16 protein-coding genes are annotated in these 14881 nt (G+C 71.5%); 5 read left to right on the top strand and 11 right to left on the bottom strand.

Annotated features, from left to right (window positions below; translation table 11 throughout):
• The first annotated feature begins 12 nt into the window (after positions 1–12).
• A complete protein-coding gene (gene coaA / locus ACTMMA_RS00340) occupies positions 13–972 on the top strand; it encodes a type I pantothenate kinase (protein WP_441188107.1) in 960 nt (319 codons plus the stop codon).
• A gap of 86 nt (positions 973–1058) precedes the next feature.
• On the opposite strand, the gene ACTMMA_RS00335 is transcribed toward coaA, so the two are convergent.
• From ACTMMA_RS00335 to trhA, 4 genes are all read right to left on the bottom strand, one after another.
• Entirely contained in the window at positions 1059–1871 is an 813-nt protein-coding gene (locus ACTMMA_RS00335; RefSeq protein ID WP_441188106.1) for a DUF1206 domain-containing protein, read from the bottom strand.
• A gap of 65 nt (positions 1872–1936) precedes the next feature.
• Complete coding sequence (locus ACTMMA_RS00330; RefSeq protein WP_441188105.1) at positions 1937–2908, bottom strand: aggregation-promoting factor C-terminal-like domain-containing protein; 972 nt, start codon at positions 2906–2908, stop codon at positions 1937–1939.
• A 211-nt stretch (positions 2909–3119) separates the two neighbouring features.
• Positions 3120–4505, bottom strand: coding sequence for an RNA 5'-3' helicase PhoH2 (phoH2, locus tag ACTMMA_RS00325; RefSeq protein WP_441188104.1), 1386 nt, complete (start codon positions 4503–4505; stop codon positions 3120–3122).
• Between the two features lie 193 nt (positions 4506–4698).
• Positions 4699–5418 (bottom strand): PAQR family membrane homeostasis protein TrhA, encoded by a 720-nt coding sequence (gene trhA / locus ACTMMA_RS00320; RefSeq protein ID WP_441188103.1) that lies wholly within the window; start codon positions 5416–5418, stop codon positions 4699–4701.
• Between the two features lie 92 nt (positions 5419–5510).
• Between trhA and ACTMMA_RS00315 the strand changes: the two genes are divergently transcribed.
• A complete protein-coding gene (locus ACTMMA_RS00315) occupies positions 5511–6275 on the top strand; it encodes an isoprenyl transferase (RefSeq protein WP_441188102.1) in 765 nt (254 codons plus the stop codon).
• 15 nt (positions 6276–6290) lie between these two features.
• Here ACTMMA_RS00315 and ACTMMA_RS00310 read toward each other — a convergent pair whose 3' ends face one another.
• On the bottom strand, positions 6291–6503 hold the full coding sequence (locus ACTMMA_RS00310; RefSeq protein ID WP_441188101.1) for a hypothetical protein: 213 nt from the start codon (positions 6501–6503) through the stop codon (positions 6291–6293).
• Positions 6500–7540: a mycothiol conjugate amidase Mca gene (gene mca / locus ACTMMA_RS00305; RefSeq protein WP_441188100.1), complete on the bottom strand. Its 1041-nt coding sequence runs from the start codon at positions 7538–7540 to the stop codon at positions 6500–6502. Before mca ends, ACTMMA_RS00310 begins: the two co-directional genes overlap by 4 nt.
• Positions 7541–7670: 130 nt before the next feature.
• Here mca and ACTMMA_RS00300 point away from each other — a divergent pair, with 130 nt between their 5' ends.
• Positions 7671–8099 (top strand): DUF4307 domain-containing protein, encoded by a 429-nt coding sequence (locus ACTMMA_RS00300; protein ID WP_441188099.1) that lies wholly within the window; start codon positions 7671–7673, stop codon positions 8097–8099.
• A 120-nt stretch (positions 8100–8219) separates the two neighbouring features.
• On the opposite strand, the gene greA is transcribed toward ACTMMA_RS00300, so the two are convergent.
• The 4 genes from greA to ACTMMA_RS00280 all read right to left on the bottom strand — a co-directional run bounded on the left by greA (position 8220) and on the right by ACTMMA_RS00280 (position 11915).
• On the bottom strand, positions 8220–8714 hold the full coding sequence (gene greA / locus ACTMMA_RS00295) for a transcription elongation factor GreA (RefSeq protein WP_441188098.1): 495 nt from the start codon (positions 8712–8714) through the stop codon (positions 8220–8222).
• Between the two features lie 211 nt (positions 8715–8925).
• Complete coding sequence (ilvA, locus tag ACTMMA_RS00290) at positions 8926–10155, bottom strand: threonine ammonia-lyase (RefSeq protein ID WP_441188097.1); 1230 nt, start codon at positions 10153–10155, stop codon at positions 8926–8928.
• A 54-nt stretch (positions 10156–10209) separates the two neighbouring features.
• Entirely contained in the window at positions 10210–11586 is a 1377-nt protein-coding gene (locus ACTMMA_RS00285; RefSeq protein WP_441188096.1) for a glutamate mutase L, read from the bottom strand.
• Entirely contained in the window at positions 11583–11915 is a 333-nt protein-coding gene (locus ACTMMA_RS00280) for a hypothetical protein (RefSeq protein WP_441188095.1), read from the bottom strand. The genes ACTMMA_RS00285 and ACTMMA_RS00280 overlap by 4 nt, the downstream gene beginning before the upstream one ends.
• Positions 11916–11988: 73 nt before the next feature.
• On the opposite strand from ACTMMA_RS00280, the gene msrA reads away from it, so the two are divergent.
• Positions 11989–12666, top strand: coding sequence for a peptide-methionine (S)-S-oxide reductase MsrA (msrA, locus tag ACTMMA_RS00275; RefSeq protein WP_441188094.1), 678 nt, complete (start codon positions 11989–11991; stop codon positions 12664–12666).
• Between the two features lie 64 nt (positions 12667–12730).
• On the opposite strand, the gene ACTMMA_RS00270 is transcribed toward msrA, so the two are convergent.
• Positions 12731–13645: a hypothetical protein gene (locus ACTMMA_RS00270; protein WP_441188093.1), complete on the bottom strand. Its 915-nt coding sequence runs from the start codon at positions 13643–13645 to the stop codon at positions 12731–12733.
• A 205-nt stretch (positions 13646–13850) separates the two neighbouring features.
• Here ACTMMA_RS00270 and ACTMMA_RS00265 point away from each other — a divergent pair, with 205 nt between their 5' ends.
• Positions 13851–14873 carry a 3-oxoacyl-ACP synthase III gene (locus ACTMMA_RS00265; protein ID WP_441188092.1) on the top strand — a complete coding sequence of 341 codons (1023 nt, stop codon included), beginning with the start codon at positions 13851–13853 and terminating at the stop codon, positions 14871–14873.
• Positions 14874–14881 lie beyond the last annotated feature (8 nt).

The following is a 14881-nucleotide window of genomic DNA, read 5'->3' as shown; positions in this document are numbered from 1 at the left end:
AGAATCGCCGCCATGGGTTCCCATGCCAACGGCGGCACCATCCCCTCGCCCTACGTCGAGGTCGACCGCAACGACTGGGCGCGGCTGCGTGAAGAGCACCCGATGCACCTGGACGAGGACGACATCGAGCGGCTGCGCGGTCTGGGCGAGCGGCTCGACCTGGCCGAGGTCGAGCAGGTCTACCTCCCCATCAGCCGGTTGCTGTCCTTCTACGAGCAGGAGACGGCGCGGCTGCACAAGATCACCAGCGAGTTCCTCGACGAGAGTCCCAAGCGGACGCCCTTCATCATCGGCGTGGCCGGGTCGGTCGCGGTGGGCAAGTCGACCACGGCACGCATCCTGGCCGAGCTGATCCGCCGCTGGGACACGCGCCCCAGCGTCGAGCTGGTCACCACGGACGGCTTCCTCTACCCCAACGCGGTCCTCACCAAGCGCAACCTGATGGCCCGCAAGGGATTCCCGGAGTCCTACGACCGCCGGGCGCTGCTGAAGTTCGTGGCCGAGGTCAAGGCCGGCAAGGCCGAGGTCAGCGCCCCCGTCTACAGCCACCTGGTCTACGACATCGTGCCTGACGAGCGGATCGTCGTCCGCCAGCCCGACGTGCTGGTCGTCGAAGGCCTCAACGTCCTCCAGCCGCCGCAGGCGGCCCCCTCAGGTCGCGCCAGTCTCGCCGTCAGCGACTTCTTCGACTTCTCGGTGTATGTGGATGCTCACGTCGCCGACATCAAGCGCTGGTTCCTGGATCGCTTCCTCTCGCTACGCCAGACCGCCTTCGCCGACCCCGAGTCGCACTTCCACCGCTATGCCAGCCTGACCGACGACGCCGCCGTCGACATCGCCGAGAACATCTGGGAGTCGATCAACGCGCCCAACCTGGTCGAGAACATCCTGCCGACCCGCAGCCGGGCCACCCTCGTGCTCCTCAAGGGACCGGACCACACGGTCGACCGGGTCCGCCTCCGGCGGCTCTAGCTTGTCGCCGGCTCTAGAGCTTTCCCCGGCTCTAGAGCTTTCCCGGCTCTGGAGCTTTCCCCGGCACCAGAGCTGGGCGCCCGGCTCTAGAGCTTGGCGTGGCGCGCCCGGGCGAAGCTGTAGACCCCGTAGAGGATCAGCCCGAGCGCGACCGCCAGCAGCAGCACGGTGCCCATCGGCTGCTGGGCAAGGGTGCGCAGTGCCCCGTCCAGGCCGGTCGACTCCTCGGGGTCGGCCTGGGCCGCCGCCAGGAGGAAGAGACCGCCGACCACCGTCAGGGCGACGCCCTTGGCGATGTAGCCCACCATGCCGCTGATCTCCACGCCTCGGCCGATGGACCCGCCACCGGTGGTCACCAGGTCCTCCCGGAACTTCTTGGCCCAACCCTTGTAGACGTGATAGGCACCCGCCCCGATGACGCCCAGGCCGACTGCGCCGACGAGGATCCGGCCCAACGGAGCGGCCATCAACGTGGCCGTCAGGTCGGCACTGCTCGCCCCGCTGTCCTTGGACCCGCCCATCGCGAAGGTCAGGGTCGTGGCTCCCAGGGCGCCGTAGAGGACGGCCTTCCCGGCCGCCTTGACCCGGTCCTTGGCCTCGTCGCTGCCGGCCACGGCCTCGATCGCCTGCCACAGCGCGAGGGCGAAGAAGCCCACGACGCAGACCCAGAGCAGGAGCCCGCCCAGGGGCGCACCGCGGAGCGCCTCGAGAGCACCACCCTGGTCGGCATTCTCGGAGCCGCCTCCGAGCGCCACCTGGACCGCTATCCAGCCGATGAAGAGGTGGATCAGGCCGCTCGCGGCGAAGCCGATCCGGGCCAGGCGTTCGAGCCAGGGGTGGTTGCCGACCTTCGAGGCGGTGCGAGCGGCTTCACGACCGAGGCGCTGGACATCGTTCACGGCCCGAGCCTAAGGCTACGGGCCGTGAACCTGCGCTGCGGACGGCCCGTCGAGGGCCGGACCGATCAGTACCAGTTGTAGGACTGCGAGTGCGCCCAGGCGCCGCACGGGCTGCCGTAGCGCCCCTGGATGTAGCCCAGGCCCCAGCGGATCTGGGTCGCGGGGTTGGTCTGCCAGTCGGCGCCGGCGGTCGCCATCTTGTTGCCCGGGAGGGACTGCGGGATGCCGTAGGCGCCCGAGGAGGGGTTCATGGCGGTGTGGTTCCAGCCCGACTCCTTCTGCCAGAGGGAGTCGAGGCAGCCCCACTGGTCGTCACCCCAGCCGTAGCTGCCGAGCATCGAACGCGCGATGGAGCGGGAGTCACCGGAGGGGGCCGGGGCAGGGGCCGGTGCCGGCGCGGGGGCCGGGGCCGGTGCCGGCGCGGGGGCCGGGGCCGGGGCAGCCGGACGCGCCGCGGAACGCGACGCGCTCTGCTGGGCGGCACGCTGCTCCGTGGCACGCTGCTCAGCGGCACGCTCCGCGGCAGCCTCGTCCGCGGCACGCTGCTCAGCGGCCCGCTCGGCGGCGGCAGCCTCCTCGGCGGCACGCTGCTCCGCGGCGCGCTTCTCGGCGGCCTTGCGGGCCGCGGCAGCCTCGGCGGCCTTCTTGGCAGCCAACTCCTCGGTCTTCTTCGCCGCGATCTGCTTGGAGGTGCCCTGGACCGTCTTGAGGCCCTGGCCCGCCAGGTCGACGCTCAGCCCGAAAGAGTCGGTGGCCTGCTCGGTGCGAAGCTCACGCGTCTGGGCGAAAGCCTCCTGGACCTTCTCGCTGGCGGTGCTGCTGCGCAGGCCGAGGGCGTCCGCGGCCAGCGACGGGTTGATGTTGCCGATCGTCGCCTGGAGCTTGGCGGTGTCGGGGGCCGGGGCGGCGCCGGAGACCGCGTAGGTCGCCAGGGCCAGGGAGCCGGCCGCGATGCCGGCGGTGATGGCCGTGGCGGGGCCACGACCCCAACGGTTGCGGTGCCGGCCGTTGGGGTCGGTCTTGGGGGCGTGCGTCATCAAGTACTACCTCTCGGGATGGCTCGCCGCTTCCGGAAGCGGGACAGTGCGTCGTGCACAGGGGGTCCGGCGGGGACGTGGCGGCGTTACCAATTCGTGATCTAGCCTGTCCACGTTCGCGCCCGGACCCCTGCGGCGTCAACTTTCCGCCCCGGATCGTGGCGAAGGTCACACCCCGCGAGTGAGCACCTGCCTCACACGCTCGCAGGAGTCACAACAGTCCCGCAGGCCCTTCCAGCATCTCGGTCACGAGCGCCGCGATCGGGCTGCGCTCGCTGCGGGTCAGGGTGACGTGGGCGAACAGGGGGTGACCCTTGAGCGCCTCGATCACGGCGGCGATGCCGTCGTGCCGACCGACCCGCAGGTTGTCCCGCTGGGCGACGTCGTGCGTCAGGACCACCCGGGAGCTCTGCCCGATCCGGGACAGGACGGTCAGCAGCACGTTGCGCTCCAGCGACTGGGCCTCGTCCACGATGACGAAGGCGTCGTGCAGGGAACGGCCGCGGATGTGCGTCAGCGGGAGCACCTCGATCATGTCGCGATCGAGGATCTCCTCGACGACCTCCTTGCTCACCACCGCCGACAGGGTGTCGAAGACGGCCTGCGCCCACGGCCCCATCTTGTCGTTCTCGCTGCCCGGCAGGTAGCCGAGCTCCTGGCCGCCGACCGCATACAGCGGCCGGAAGACGATCACCTTGCGGTGCTGGCGACGCTCGAGCACGGCCTCGAGCCCCGCGCACAGCGCCAGGGCGCTCTTTCCGGTGCCCGCGCGGCCACCCAGGCTGACGATGCCCACGTCGGGGTCGAGCAGCAGGTCGAGAGCGATCCGCTGCTCGGCGGAGCGACCGTGCAGCCCGAAGGCGTCACGGTCCCCCCGCACCAGCCGGACGGTCCGGTCCGGCGCCACCCGCCCGAGGGCGCTGCCGGTGGGGCCGAGCACCGTCAGGCCGGTGTGGACCAGGAGATCTCGGGCGGCATCGTGCTCGAGGCGGCCGTGCTCGTAGAGGTGGCGCATCTGCTCGTCGTCGACCTCGAGCTCGCCCATGCCCGTCCAGCCGCTCTCGACGGCCAGCTCGGCGCGATACTCCTGGGCGTCCAGACCGACGGCCGAGGCCTTGACCCGCATGGGCAGGTCCTTGCTCACGACCGTCACGTCCTTGCCCTCGCCCGCGAGATTCTTGGCCACCGCCAGGATCCGGGTGTCGTTGTCGCCCAGCCTGAACCCGGCCGGCAGCGCGGTGGGATCGGTGTGGTTGAGCTCGACACGCAGCTGCCCACCGGCGTCGCCGACGGGGACCGGCTCGCTGAGCGTGCCGTGCTGGACCCGGAGGTCGTCCAGCATCCGGAGCGCCTGCCGGGCGAAGTACCCCAGCTCGGGGTGATGGCGCTTGGCCTCCAGCTCGGTGATCACCACCACCGGGATGACGACCTCGTGCTCGACGAAGCGAAGCAGAGCGCGCGGGTCCGACAGCAGGACGGAGGTGTCCAGCACGTAGGTCTTGCGCCCCGTCTCGGGGATCTCACCCACCGGATAGGGGGCGGACTGGCCGCGGTCGAGACTGTCTGCTTCGCCGGCGGAGCAGGGGATCATCGTCATCGTGTGCCTCCCGAGAGGCGGGGCGGGGTGCCCCGCGCCTTGTCCATGACGGTATGGGGTGACTCCCGCGCCCCGCCCGTGCCCGGTCGGCGTGTCGGGGTACAGCAGGTGAACGTCGGGCGACGCGCCACCGACACGTGTGACGCGTGTGACGGGTATGACGAAAAGTGCTGCTGAGTCTGAGGTGAACAGCTCAGGCGGCCATCGGGCCGGAGCCGACGACCGCCAGCAGCGCCGCGGTCCAGTGGGCGGCGAAGGCGACGACGGTGAAGGCGTGGAAGACCTCGTGGAAGCCGAACCAGCGCGGCGAGGGGTTGGGGCGCTTGAGGGCGTAGACCACCGCACCCACGGTGTAGAACAGACCCCCGGCCGCGATCAGGCTGACGATCAGCGGGCCGCCGGACCGCCAGAACGGGACCAGGTAGAACACCGCGACCCACCCGAGCGCGCAGTAGACGACGGTGTAGAGCCACCGGGGCGCCCCCACCCAGAAGACGCGGAAGATCACGCCGGCCACGGCGCCCACCCAGACCGTCCACAGCAGCGTGCGCGCCTGACCGAGCGGCAGGAGGGTGATCGCGAAGGGCGTGTGGGTCCCGGCGATGATCAGGAAGATGTTTGCGTGGTCCCACCGCTTGAGGAAGCCCTCCACCCGGGGCGACCACCGGCCGCGGTGGTAGACGGCCGAGGTGGCGAAGAGCAGGACCGCCGTGAGGCCGAAGACGACCGCCGCGATCCGTGAGGTCGGCGTCGGCGAGAAGACCACCAGCAGGATGGACAGGACCAGGCTGATCGGCACCATCCCCAGGTGCAGCCACCCGCGCAGGTGCGGCTTGACGTGATCGACGAGATCCTCGACGTGCTCGACCAGGTCGTCGACCATCTCGGTGGCTGCGTGGCGGACGTGCCTCATACCAAAATCGTAACTTACGCAAGCGTAGGTTACGAGTGCGTAAGTTGTCCCGGACCGCTGGTCGTCCCGGCGGGAAGGGGTAGGTTTGCGCCATGCAGACGCCGCGCGACCTGGTCTACCGGGCCTACACGTCCTCGCTGCGTCGCCACCTGCCCACCGAACGCCTCCCCCGCCACATCGGGGTGATGCTGGACGGCAACCGCCGGTGGGCCAGGGAGCGGGGGGCAGCCTCCGCGGACGGGCACCGCGCCGGCGCCGACAACATCGTGCCCTTCCTCGGCTGGTGCGAGGAGGCCGAGGTCGAGGTGGTCACCCTCTGGCTGCTGTCCACGGACAATCTCAACCGGCCCGCGGCCGAGCTCGAGCCCCTCCTGAAGATCATCGAGGACGTCGTCACCACGCTGGCCGACGCCCAACGCTGGCAGGTGCGGGTCGTCGGCGCCCTGGACCTGCTGCCCGAGGCGACCGCCCAGCGGCTCACCGACGCCGCAGCGCGGACCGTCGAGGTCGACGGCCTGGTGGTCAACGTGGCGATCGGCTACGGGGGTCGGCGGGAGATCGCCGACGCCGTCCGGTCGATGCTCAAGGACGCCGCGGCCCAGGGTCGGTCCCTCGAGGAGCTGGCGGAGTCGCTCACCGTGGAGGACATCGGCAGCCACCTCTACACCAAGGGGCAGCCGGACCCGGACCTGGTCATCCGCACCTCCGGCGAGCAACGGCTTGGCGGCTTCCTGCTGTGGCAGAGCACCCACAGCGAGTTCTACTTCTGCGAGGCCTACTGGCCCGACTTCCGCAAGGTGGACTTCCTGCGGGCCCTGCGCGCCTACGCGGAGCGGGAGCGCCGGTTCGGCACCTGAGCGCTACTCCGGGTCTCAGTGCTGGGTGTTCGGGTCCTCAGGACGAGGAGCCGCAGCACCCCGGCCCTCCTCGCGGGCGAGCGCCTTGAGGCGCTCCTGCTCCCGCAGCCGCATCCGCCGCAGCCGCCGCGTCAGGTCGCGCCCGAGCAGCCAGACCGCGATCGCGAGGGCGAAGACGACCAGGAATCCACCCAGCCCGGCCGTGATCTCCACCGAGGTGTTGTTCATGCCGAGTGCCCTTCCTCCGTGCGCATGTCGTCGACGCCGTCGCCGTCCCCGTCGCGGGGGGTGGTCGAACGGTCCTGCTCGCCCGGGACCGGGGCCATCGGGCGGTGCACGAGGAGCAGCTGCCCCTCGTCGTCCCGATCGTACGTGTGGCGGCAGGCGGCCTCGAGGTCGGCCAGCTCGCGCAGGCCGGTGAACAGGTCGTCCTCGGGCAGGTGGACCGGCACCAGGGAGCAGGCCAGCTCGAAGTCCTCGGTGGGCCACTCCGCCCGCTGGATGTCCAGCGGCACCACGAACCAGTGACCGTCCGGGTCGACCTGGGTGGCGTGCGCGAGCAGGGCGTCGTCACGGGTCTGGAAGTGGTCGGCGCAGTCGATGTGCGTGGTCAGCACGCGGCGCGGACGGGACAGGATGTTCTTGAGCCAGTCGGCGTAGGGCGGCTCGTGCCCGGCCCGCTCCATGGCCTCGTTGAGCCGGATCATCCGATCCGGGCTCCAGCCGTTGTAGTAGACCTTCAGCGGCTGCCACGGCTCCCCTGCATCGGGGTATGCGGCTGGGTCGCCGGCGGCCTGGAAGGCCGCCATCGTCACCACGTGGGTCATGATGTGGTCGGGGTGGGGATAGCCGCCGTTCTCGTCGTAGGTGGTGAGCACGTGCGGACGGAACTCGCGGATCACGCGCACGAGCGCCTCGGCGGTCTCCTCGACCGGGGCGAGGGCGAAGCAGCCCTCCGGGAGGGGCGGGAGCGGGTCGCCCTCGGGCAGGCCGGAGTCGACGAAGCCGAGCCAGGTGTGGCTGGCGCCCAGGATCTCGGCGGCCCGGGCCATCTCCTCGCGGCGGACCCGGTCGATGTCGCGCAGGATCGCCGGGTCGCCCTTGAGCCGCTCGTTGAGGATGTCGCCACGCTCGCCGCCGGTGCAGGAGACGATCCGCACCTCGGCGCCCTGGGCCACGTAGTGCGCGGTCGTCGCGGCGCCCTTGGAGGACTCGTCGTCGGGATGGGCGTGGACAGCCATCAGGCGCAGTCCCTGGGAGGTCATCTGGCTCCTTCGGCCGGGCGGCGCGGACCTGCGCCGGTCTCGGCCGGGCTCGTGTCGGACAATGGTGGTGCGCGCCGGGACCGGCGCGACCGCGCACCCATCTTCTCACCGACCAAGGACAGCTCCGACCGTGACCACGCAGCCAGCCCGACCTGACGCCCCCGCGAGTCCCGAGCGCACCGGGTCCGGCCGCTCGCACCGTGGCTGGTGGATCTTCGGCACGCTGGCGGTCGCCGCGGCCACGGCCCTCGCCGTCTGGTTCGGCATCTCCGCCACCGCGGGCCGGGTGCACTGGGTCTACACCGGGCACGACGTCGTCTCGGAGAGCCAGGTGGACATCCGTTTCGACCTGCGCCGGGATCCCAGCAGGGCCGTGACGTGCGAGCTGGAGGCGCAGGACGGGAGCCACACGGTGGTGGGGCGGACCACGGTCGAGGTGGGCCCGACGGACAGCTCGCCGAGCCGGCACATCGAGTCGGTCCAGACCGCCACGGAGGCGATCACCGGCTACCTGACCCAGTGCTGGTACTCCGACGAGGAGCCGCGGGACCGGGGCTGACCCGCGGCACCGCACAAGGTCCGACCCCGCGGCACCGCACCGCACCAGGACAGACGAAGGGGCGCCGCCGGCGATGCCGGCGGCGCCCCTTCTGCCAGCCCTCGTGGGGCCAGGTCACGCTCAGGCCTGGTAGGGCTTGGCCTCCAGGACCTTGACCTCGATCTTGTTGCCGTTGGGCGCCGAGTAGGTCACGGTCTGGCCCGGACGGTGGCCGAGCAGGGCCGCGCCCATCGGGGACTTCTCGCTGTAGACGGCCAGGTCCTCGCCGTCGTCGAGGATCTCGCGGGAGCCCAGCAGGAAGGTCTCGGTGTCGTCGAACATCTCGACGGTCACGACCATGCCCGGCTCGACGATGCCGTCGTCCGCGGGGGCGGTGCCGACCACGGCGGTCTGCAGGAGCTGCTCGAGCTGGCGGATGCGGGCCTCCATCTTGCCCTGCTCCTCCTTGGCGGCGTGGTAGCCGCCGTTCTCCTTCAGGTCGCCCTCCTCACGAGCAGCCTCGATGCGCTTGGAGATGTCGCTGCGCCCCTCACCGGTGAGTCGGGTCAGCTCGGCGCGCAGGCGGTCGTAGGCCTCCTGCGTCAGGTAGCTGGCTTCGTTGGCGATCCCAGTCATGGGTTCTGTCTCCTCAAATCTGATGCGAAGGCCGGACCCGTGTCGCGGCTCCGGCCCAACACCGCACGCCCCTGTCGTCGGCGTCCGGCCCAAACACAAGGTCCGGGCACCATCTGCCCGGACCGTTGGTTGACCCCCCATTCTAGCCGGGAAGGCCGCGAGAGTCGAGATGGCGACCTGGATGGCCACCGAGAGCGGGCCGCCTGTGGGCTCAGATCCGCTCCACCGTCGACCCGTGGTCGCGCAGCGCCTGGATCACGTGCGAGGAGTGGTCGTGGCCCATCGTCTCCAGGGTCATCGAGATGGCGACCTCGCTGACCTTCAGCCCCAGCACCCGGCGGTGGTGCAGCACCTCCAGGACGTTGCACCGCTCCTCCGCCAGCAGGGCCAGCACCGCGGCCAGCTCGCCGGGGCGGTCGGGCACCTTGACCTGGAGCTGGAGATAGCGACCGGCCACGGTCAGGCCCTGCCGGATGATGCGCAGCAGCAGCAGCGGGTCGATGTTGCCGCCCGAGATCACGGCGGCCACCGGACCCTCGTAGTGCGACCCGGACTCCTTGCCCAGCTCCATCAGGTGGGCCACGGCCGCGGCCCCCGCCGGCTCCACCACCTGCTTGGCCCGCTCGGCCAGGAAGAGCACGGCCCGGGCGATGGCCTGCTCGCTGACCGTCTCCATCGAGTCCACGAGCTCGGAGACCAGCCCGAAGGGCACCTCCCCGGGGCAGCCGACCGCGATGCCGTCGGCCATGGTGCTCATCGAGGCGACCGGCACCGGGCGTCCGGCCTCCAGGGAGCCCGGCCAGGCGGCGGCCTCCTCGGCCTGCACGCCCACCACCCGCACGTCGGGGTTCTGCGCCTTGACCGCGGTCGCGATCCCGGCGAGCAGGCCGCCGCCCCCGGTGGCCACCACGATGGTCCGCACGTCGGGGACCTGCTCGAGGATCTCCAGCCCGCATGTGCCCTGACCAGCGACGATGTCAGGGTGGTCGAAGGGCGGGATGAACACGGCGCCGGTCTGCTCGGCAAACTTCTTGGCCTCGACGATGCCTTCGTCGAGGGTCGTGCCCACCTGGGTCACGGTGGCGCCGTAGCCGCGGGTCGCGGCGAGCTTGGGCATCGCGGCACCCAGCGGCATGTAGACCGTCGCCTCGATCCCGAGCATCCGCGCCGCGAGCGCCACGCCCTGCGCGTGGTTGCCGGCGCTGGCGGCGACCACGCCGCGCGCCTTCTCCTCGTCGGTGAGCCGGGACATGCGCGTGTAGGCCCCGCGCATCTTGAAGGAGCCGGCCCGCTGGAGGTTCTCGCACTTGAGGTGCACCGGCACCCCGATCCGGTCGGTGAGCGACTGGCTGAACTCCATCGGCGTGGGGGTCAGCACCTCGGCCAGGGTCTCGCGGGCCGAGAGGACGTCGTCGAGGGTCACTGCTGGGGTCGTTGCCACCGCGCCAGGCTATCGACTCCCGCTGCGCGTCGGCGCCACCCGGGAGCCCTTCGCTCAGGCGGGCAGCACCTGGGCCGCGACCGCCGCCGCGATCTCCGGGTGCTCCTGGGCCAGCAGGCCTGCGGCGAAGAGCAGGTATGAGGTGTCCACGCTCGTGCGCGCGTCCGCCGGCGGGTGCCACCCGCCTCCGTGGTCCTGGAGCACCGCACCGAGGACCTCGCCGGCGTCGGCCGGGCCGGCGTGCCGGAGCACGCCGCCGGACCCGACCAGGTGCAGCACGTCCTTGAGCGGGCGCGGGGCCTCCCCCGGGGCTCCGGGCCGCCCGTGCCGGCGCGAGGCGACGGTGGCCGCCATCGTCGCCAGCGTCAGGTCCAGCCGCTGCTCGTGCCGGTCGGCGGGCAGGACGGAGGGATCGGCGTGGACCCGGTCGACCCAGGCCCGCAGCTGGTCGGTGACCCCGGGCAGGGCCTCCACCCCGGCAGCCTCGAGCACGCCGGGCGCGCCCCACCGCATACCGAGATCTCCCTCGACCGTGCGGGCGTGCCAGAGCGTGGCGACCACGTGCTTGCGCAGCGAGGCGTCCTCGCCCTGCGGCGTGAGCGCCGAGTAGACGTCCGTGGTGGCGCCGCCCACGTCCACGACCATCACGTCACCGTCGGCCGCCCGGGCCAGGACCTCGACGCCGGACAGCACCGCGTCCGGCGTGGCCGCGCGCACCAGCCGCGCGAACCGCGGCCCCTTGGACAGACCCTTGCCACCGATGACGTGCTCCAGGAAGACCTCCCGGATCGCCTGCCGCGCAGGCCCGGGGCTGACCACCCCGATCCGGGGCAGCACGTTGTCGGTGAGCGTCACGCGCCTGCCCGTCGTGGCCAGCTCGGCCGCGACCTCCTCGCGCGCGTCGACGTTGCCAGCTACGACGACGGGGGCGCCGACGCGGGAGCGCGCCAGCCGGGAGGCGTTGTGCAGCAGGACGTCCGAGTTGCCGCCGTCGGTGCCACCGACCAGCAGGATCACGTCGGGGCGGGCCGCCCTCAGCTCGGCGACCGCGGCGGTCGTCATCGGCCCGGTCGCGACGTGCACCACCTTGGCCCCCGCGGACAGACCCACGCGGTGCCCGGCCTCGGCCGTGACCGCACGCTCGTAGCCCACCACGGCCAGCCGCAGCCCACCGCCCGCGCTGGAGCAGACCAGCACCCGGTCGGCGTCGGCCGGGTCCAGGGGATCGGGGACGGAACCGGGCCTGGGGCCGGAGCCGGTGCCGGGACCGCCCGCGGCGAGAGCGCCGCATACCTGGAGGACGCCGTCGAGCACGTCCCGGCCGGGACCGACGGTCGTCGGGACCGCGGCCCTCGCGAGGAGGCCGCCCTCGTCGTCGACGAGAGCGGCCTTGGTGAACGTCGACCCGACGTCGACGAGGAGGAAGCTCACGCCACGCGCATGATGAGGCTCACGATCAGCCAGATCAGGCCGATGCCGCCCAGGATCCCGCCCCAGAGCATCTTGCGCTGCGCGGACAGGACGGCCTGGCGGTTGCTGTCGATGCCGAAGCCCAGGTCGGAGCCGACGTCCAGCGAGCCGGGCGGGCCGCCGAAGCCTGCCTTGATGCGCACGGCCTCGGCGTGCTGCTTGCGACCCAGGAGGTAGAGGACCACACCGACGATGAGCAGGATCAGCGGGAGGACGACGTAGAGCGTCCAGTCGCCGCCGGTCCAGGCCTCGGTGGCCGCCATCGGCATGGGGGCGAAGGGCTTCAGCATGAGACGCACGGTGCCACAGGCGACGGGGTCCGCGCCACCGGACGGGCCGAGAAGGCGTGCAACACTGTTCGGTATGCGGATCTCCTCACCTCTGCCCGGACGCCCCACGCCCCTGCCCGGCATCCCCGAGCGGCACGAGGTGCTCGGCACCTCCCTGCACGGCCCGTGGGACGAGGGCACCGAGGTGATCTACGTGGCGATGGGCTGCTTTTGGGGTGCCGAGCGCATCTTCTGGCAGCTGCCCGGCGTGGTGAGCACGGCCGCCGGCTACATGGGCGGGCAGACGCCCAACCCGACCTACGAGGAGACCTGCACGGGTCGGACCGGCCACACCGAGGCGGTGATGGTCGCCTACGACCCGGCGCGGACGAGCCCGGAGCTGATCCTCAAGGCCTTCTGGGAGAACCACGACCCGACCACCCCGGACCGGCAGGGCAACGACATCGGGACGCAGTACCGCTCGGCGGTCTACTGGACCACGCCGGAGCAGGAGGAGGCGGCCCGGGCCACCAGGGACGCCTTCGAGCAGGTCATCACGGCGGCCGGCCATGGCCGGATCGTCACCGAGCTGCGGTCGGCGGAGGATGCGGGGCCGTTCTACCACGCCGAGGACTACCACCAGCAGTACCTCCACAAGAACCCGGCAGGGTATTGCAACCACGGGCCCAACGGCTACACCTGCCCGGTGGGGCTGGTCCGGCAGGACGAGGCTCCGGCGCAGCAGGACGTGCTGCCGCCGACGACCGGCTGAGGACGCGGATCGGCCGGCCGACGGGTCGTCGGCCGGCCGATCCTGCGGTCAGCGAGGGGGCGGGTCAGCCTCCGGAGGTGCTGCCGCCCATGTCCGGGGTGGTCATCAGGTCGGAGTCGGCCGGGGCCTCGATGTCGACCGGCTCGCCCCAGTTGTCCGCCTTGATCTCGGTGACCATGCCCTCGATCTCCATGACGATGCGGCGCATCAGCCCCTCCTCGTCGACCCAGACGTCGTAGACGAACTCCTCGCCCAGGGACGTCATGGCGGCTGCGTCGTCACCGGTCATGCCGGCGGCGTCGGCGGCGACCGAGGCGTCGACGACGACCTCGTAGCGACGCATGGTCTCGCCCTCGACGTCCTCCTCGCCGGTGAAGGTCACCCTCTGCGCGCCCTCCTCCCAGGCGTCGTACTGGGAGTTCAGGTCCACCTCGTCCAGGGAGGTGGCCGCGTCACCGAGCTGCTCCTCGGGCACCTCGAGGAACTTGCCCTCCTCGGTCACCCCCGGCATCGCCATGAAGATCCGGCCGTCGGCCATGATCATCGTCATGTTGCCCGCGCCGGGGACCTCCATGTCGAGGTTCATCTTCGGGCTGTCGCCGCTGAGGTCGACCGCGCCCTCCATGGTCATGCCCTCGGAGCCGGACTTGAGCTCCATGCTCATGGTGTAGGTCGACAGCTTCTCCTCGCCGGGGGCCTTGAGCATCGCGATGAAGTCCTCGATCGGGACCTCCTCGCCCTCGGCCGCGTCGACCGAGCCGCCGGCCCCGTCGCTGGCCGCCGCGTCGTCGCCGCCCTCGGTGGCCGCGTCGTCCTCGGTGGCGCCGGCCCCGGTGCCCTCCGTCGTCGCCGCGCCCGTGGTCGGCGCCGGCGCGGTGGTCGGGTCCTGGCCGTCCTCGTCACCCCCGCAGGCGGTCAGCGCGAGGGACAGCGCCCCCGCGGTCAGGAGGGTGGCCCAACGCTTCGTGGTGCTGCTCATGTCTCTTGTCCTTCCCCGGTCCAGGCCCGCAGAGGGGTCCCCCGCGCTCGCCTGATGCGTCGTGCACATCGTGACACAGGAGGCTTGAGGTGTCCTGAGGACGGCGCTCAGGTCGCCCAGGTCGGTGTGCGCGGGGCTGGCGGGTTCGGTCAAGGCCCCTGCGCTGTGGTCGAATGAGTCGATCCCCCACGAGCAAGGACCCATCTTGAACGGCAACGCCACCTTTCGTCCCCAGAACACCGCGGTCCTCTCGGTCACCGCGGTCGATGCTCCCGTCGTCAAGACCTCGGCAGAGTTCGACGAGGTCATCGGGTCCTCCTACCAGCGCAACGGGCTGCGCCCGGGGATGCTGGCCGCCCTCGCCGGCATCAGCGAGCGGCGCTGGTGGGACGAGGGCCAGGACTTCGTCGAGGGAGCCATCGAGGCCGGTCGTGCCGCCATCGCCGAGGCGGGGATCGACCCCTCCCGAATCGGGCTGCTCATCAACACCTCGGTCAGCCGCAACCACTTGGAGCCCTCCATCGCGGTGCACGTGCACCACGAGCTGGGGCTGGCGACCAGTTGCCTCAACTTCGACCTCACCAATGCCTGCCTGGGCTTCGTCAACGGTATGCAGCTGGCCGCCACCATGATCGACGCCGGCCAGATCGACTACGCGCTGATCGTCGACGGCGAGGGCTCCCGCGAGCCGCAGGAGCGCACCCTGGCGCGCCTGTCCGGCGAGGACTCGACCGCCGAGGACATCCTGAGCCAGTTCGCCACCCTGACCCTCGGCTCCGGAGCCGCAGCGATGGTGCTGGGCCGGGCCAGCGAGCACCCCGACGGGCACCGCATCGTGGGCGGGGTGACCCGCGCGGCGACCCACCACCACGAGCTGTGCGTGGGCGACTTCGAGGAGATGCGCACCGACACCCAGGGGCTGCTCGTCGCCGGCATGGGCCTGGCCACGGACCTGTGGGCGGACGCGGCCGGGGAGTTCGACTGGTCCGACATGGACCGCTACATCGTCCACCAGGTCAGCAAGGTCCACACGGGCAAGACCGCCGAGGCCCTGGGCATCGACAAGGACCGGGTCCCGCTGACCTTCCCGACGCTGGGCAATGTCGGCCCGGCCGCGGTGGCGATCACCCTGGCCAAGGAGGCCGACAAGCTTCAGCGTGGCGACCGGGTCCTGATGATGGGCATCGGCTCGGGGCTGAACATGACCTGCCTCGAGCTGTCCTGGTGACCCTGTGA

It is taken from the genome of Ornithinimicrobium panacihumi (assembly GCF_052073805.1).
Lineage (GTDB): Bacteria > Actinomycetota > Actinomycetes > Actinomycetales > Dermatophilaceae > Ornithinicoccus > Ornithinicoccus panacihumi.
The sequence above is the reverse complement of the archived record's forward strand: the minus strand, read 5'-3'. Positions and strand labels throughout refer to the sequence as shown.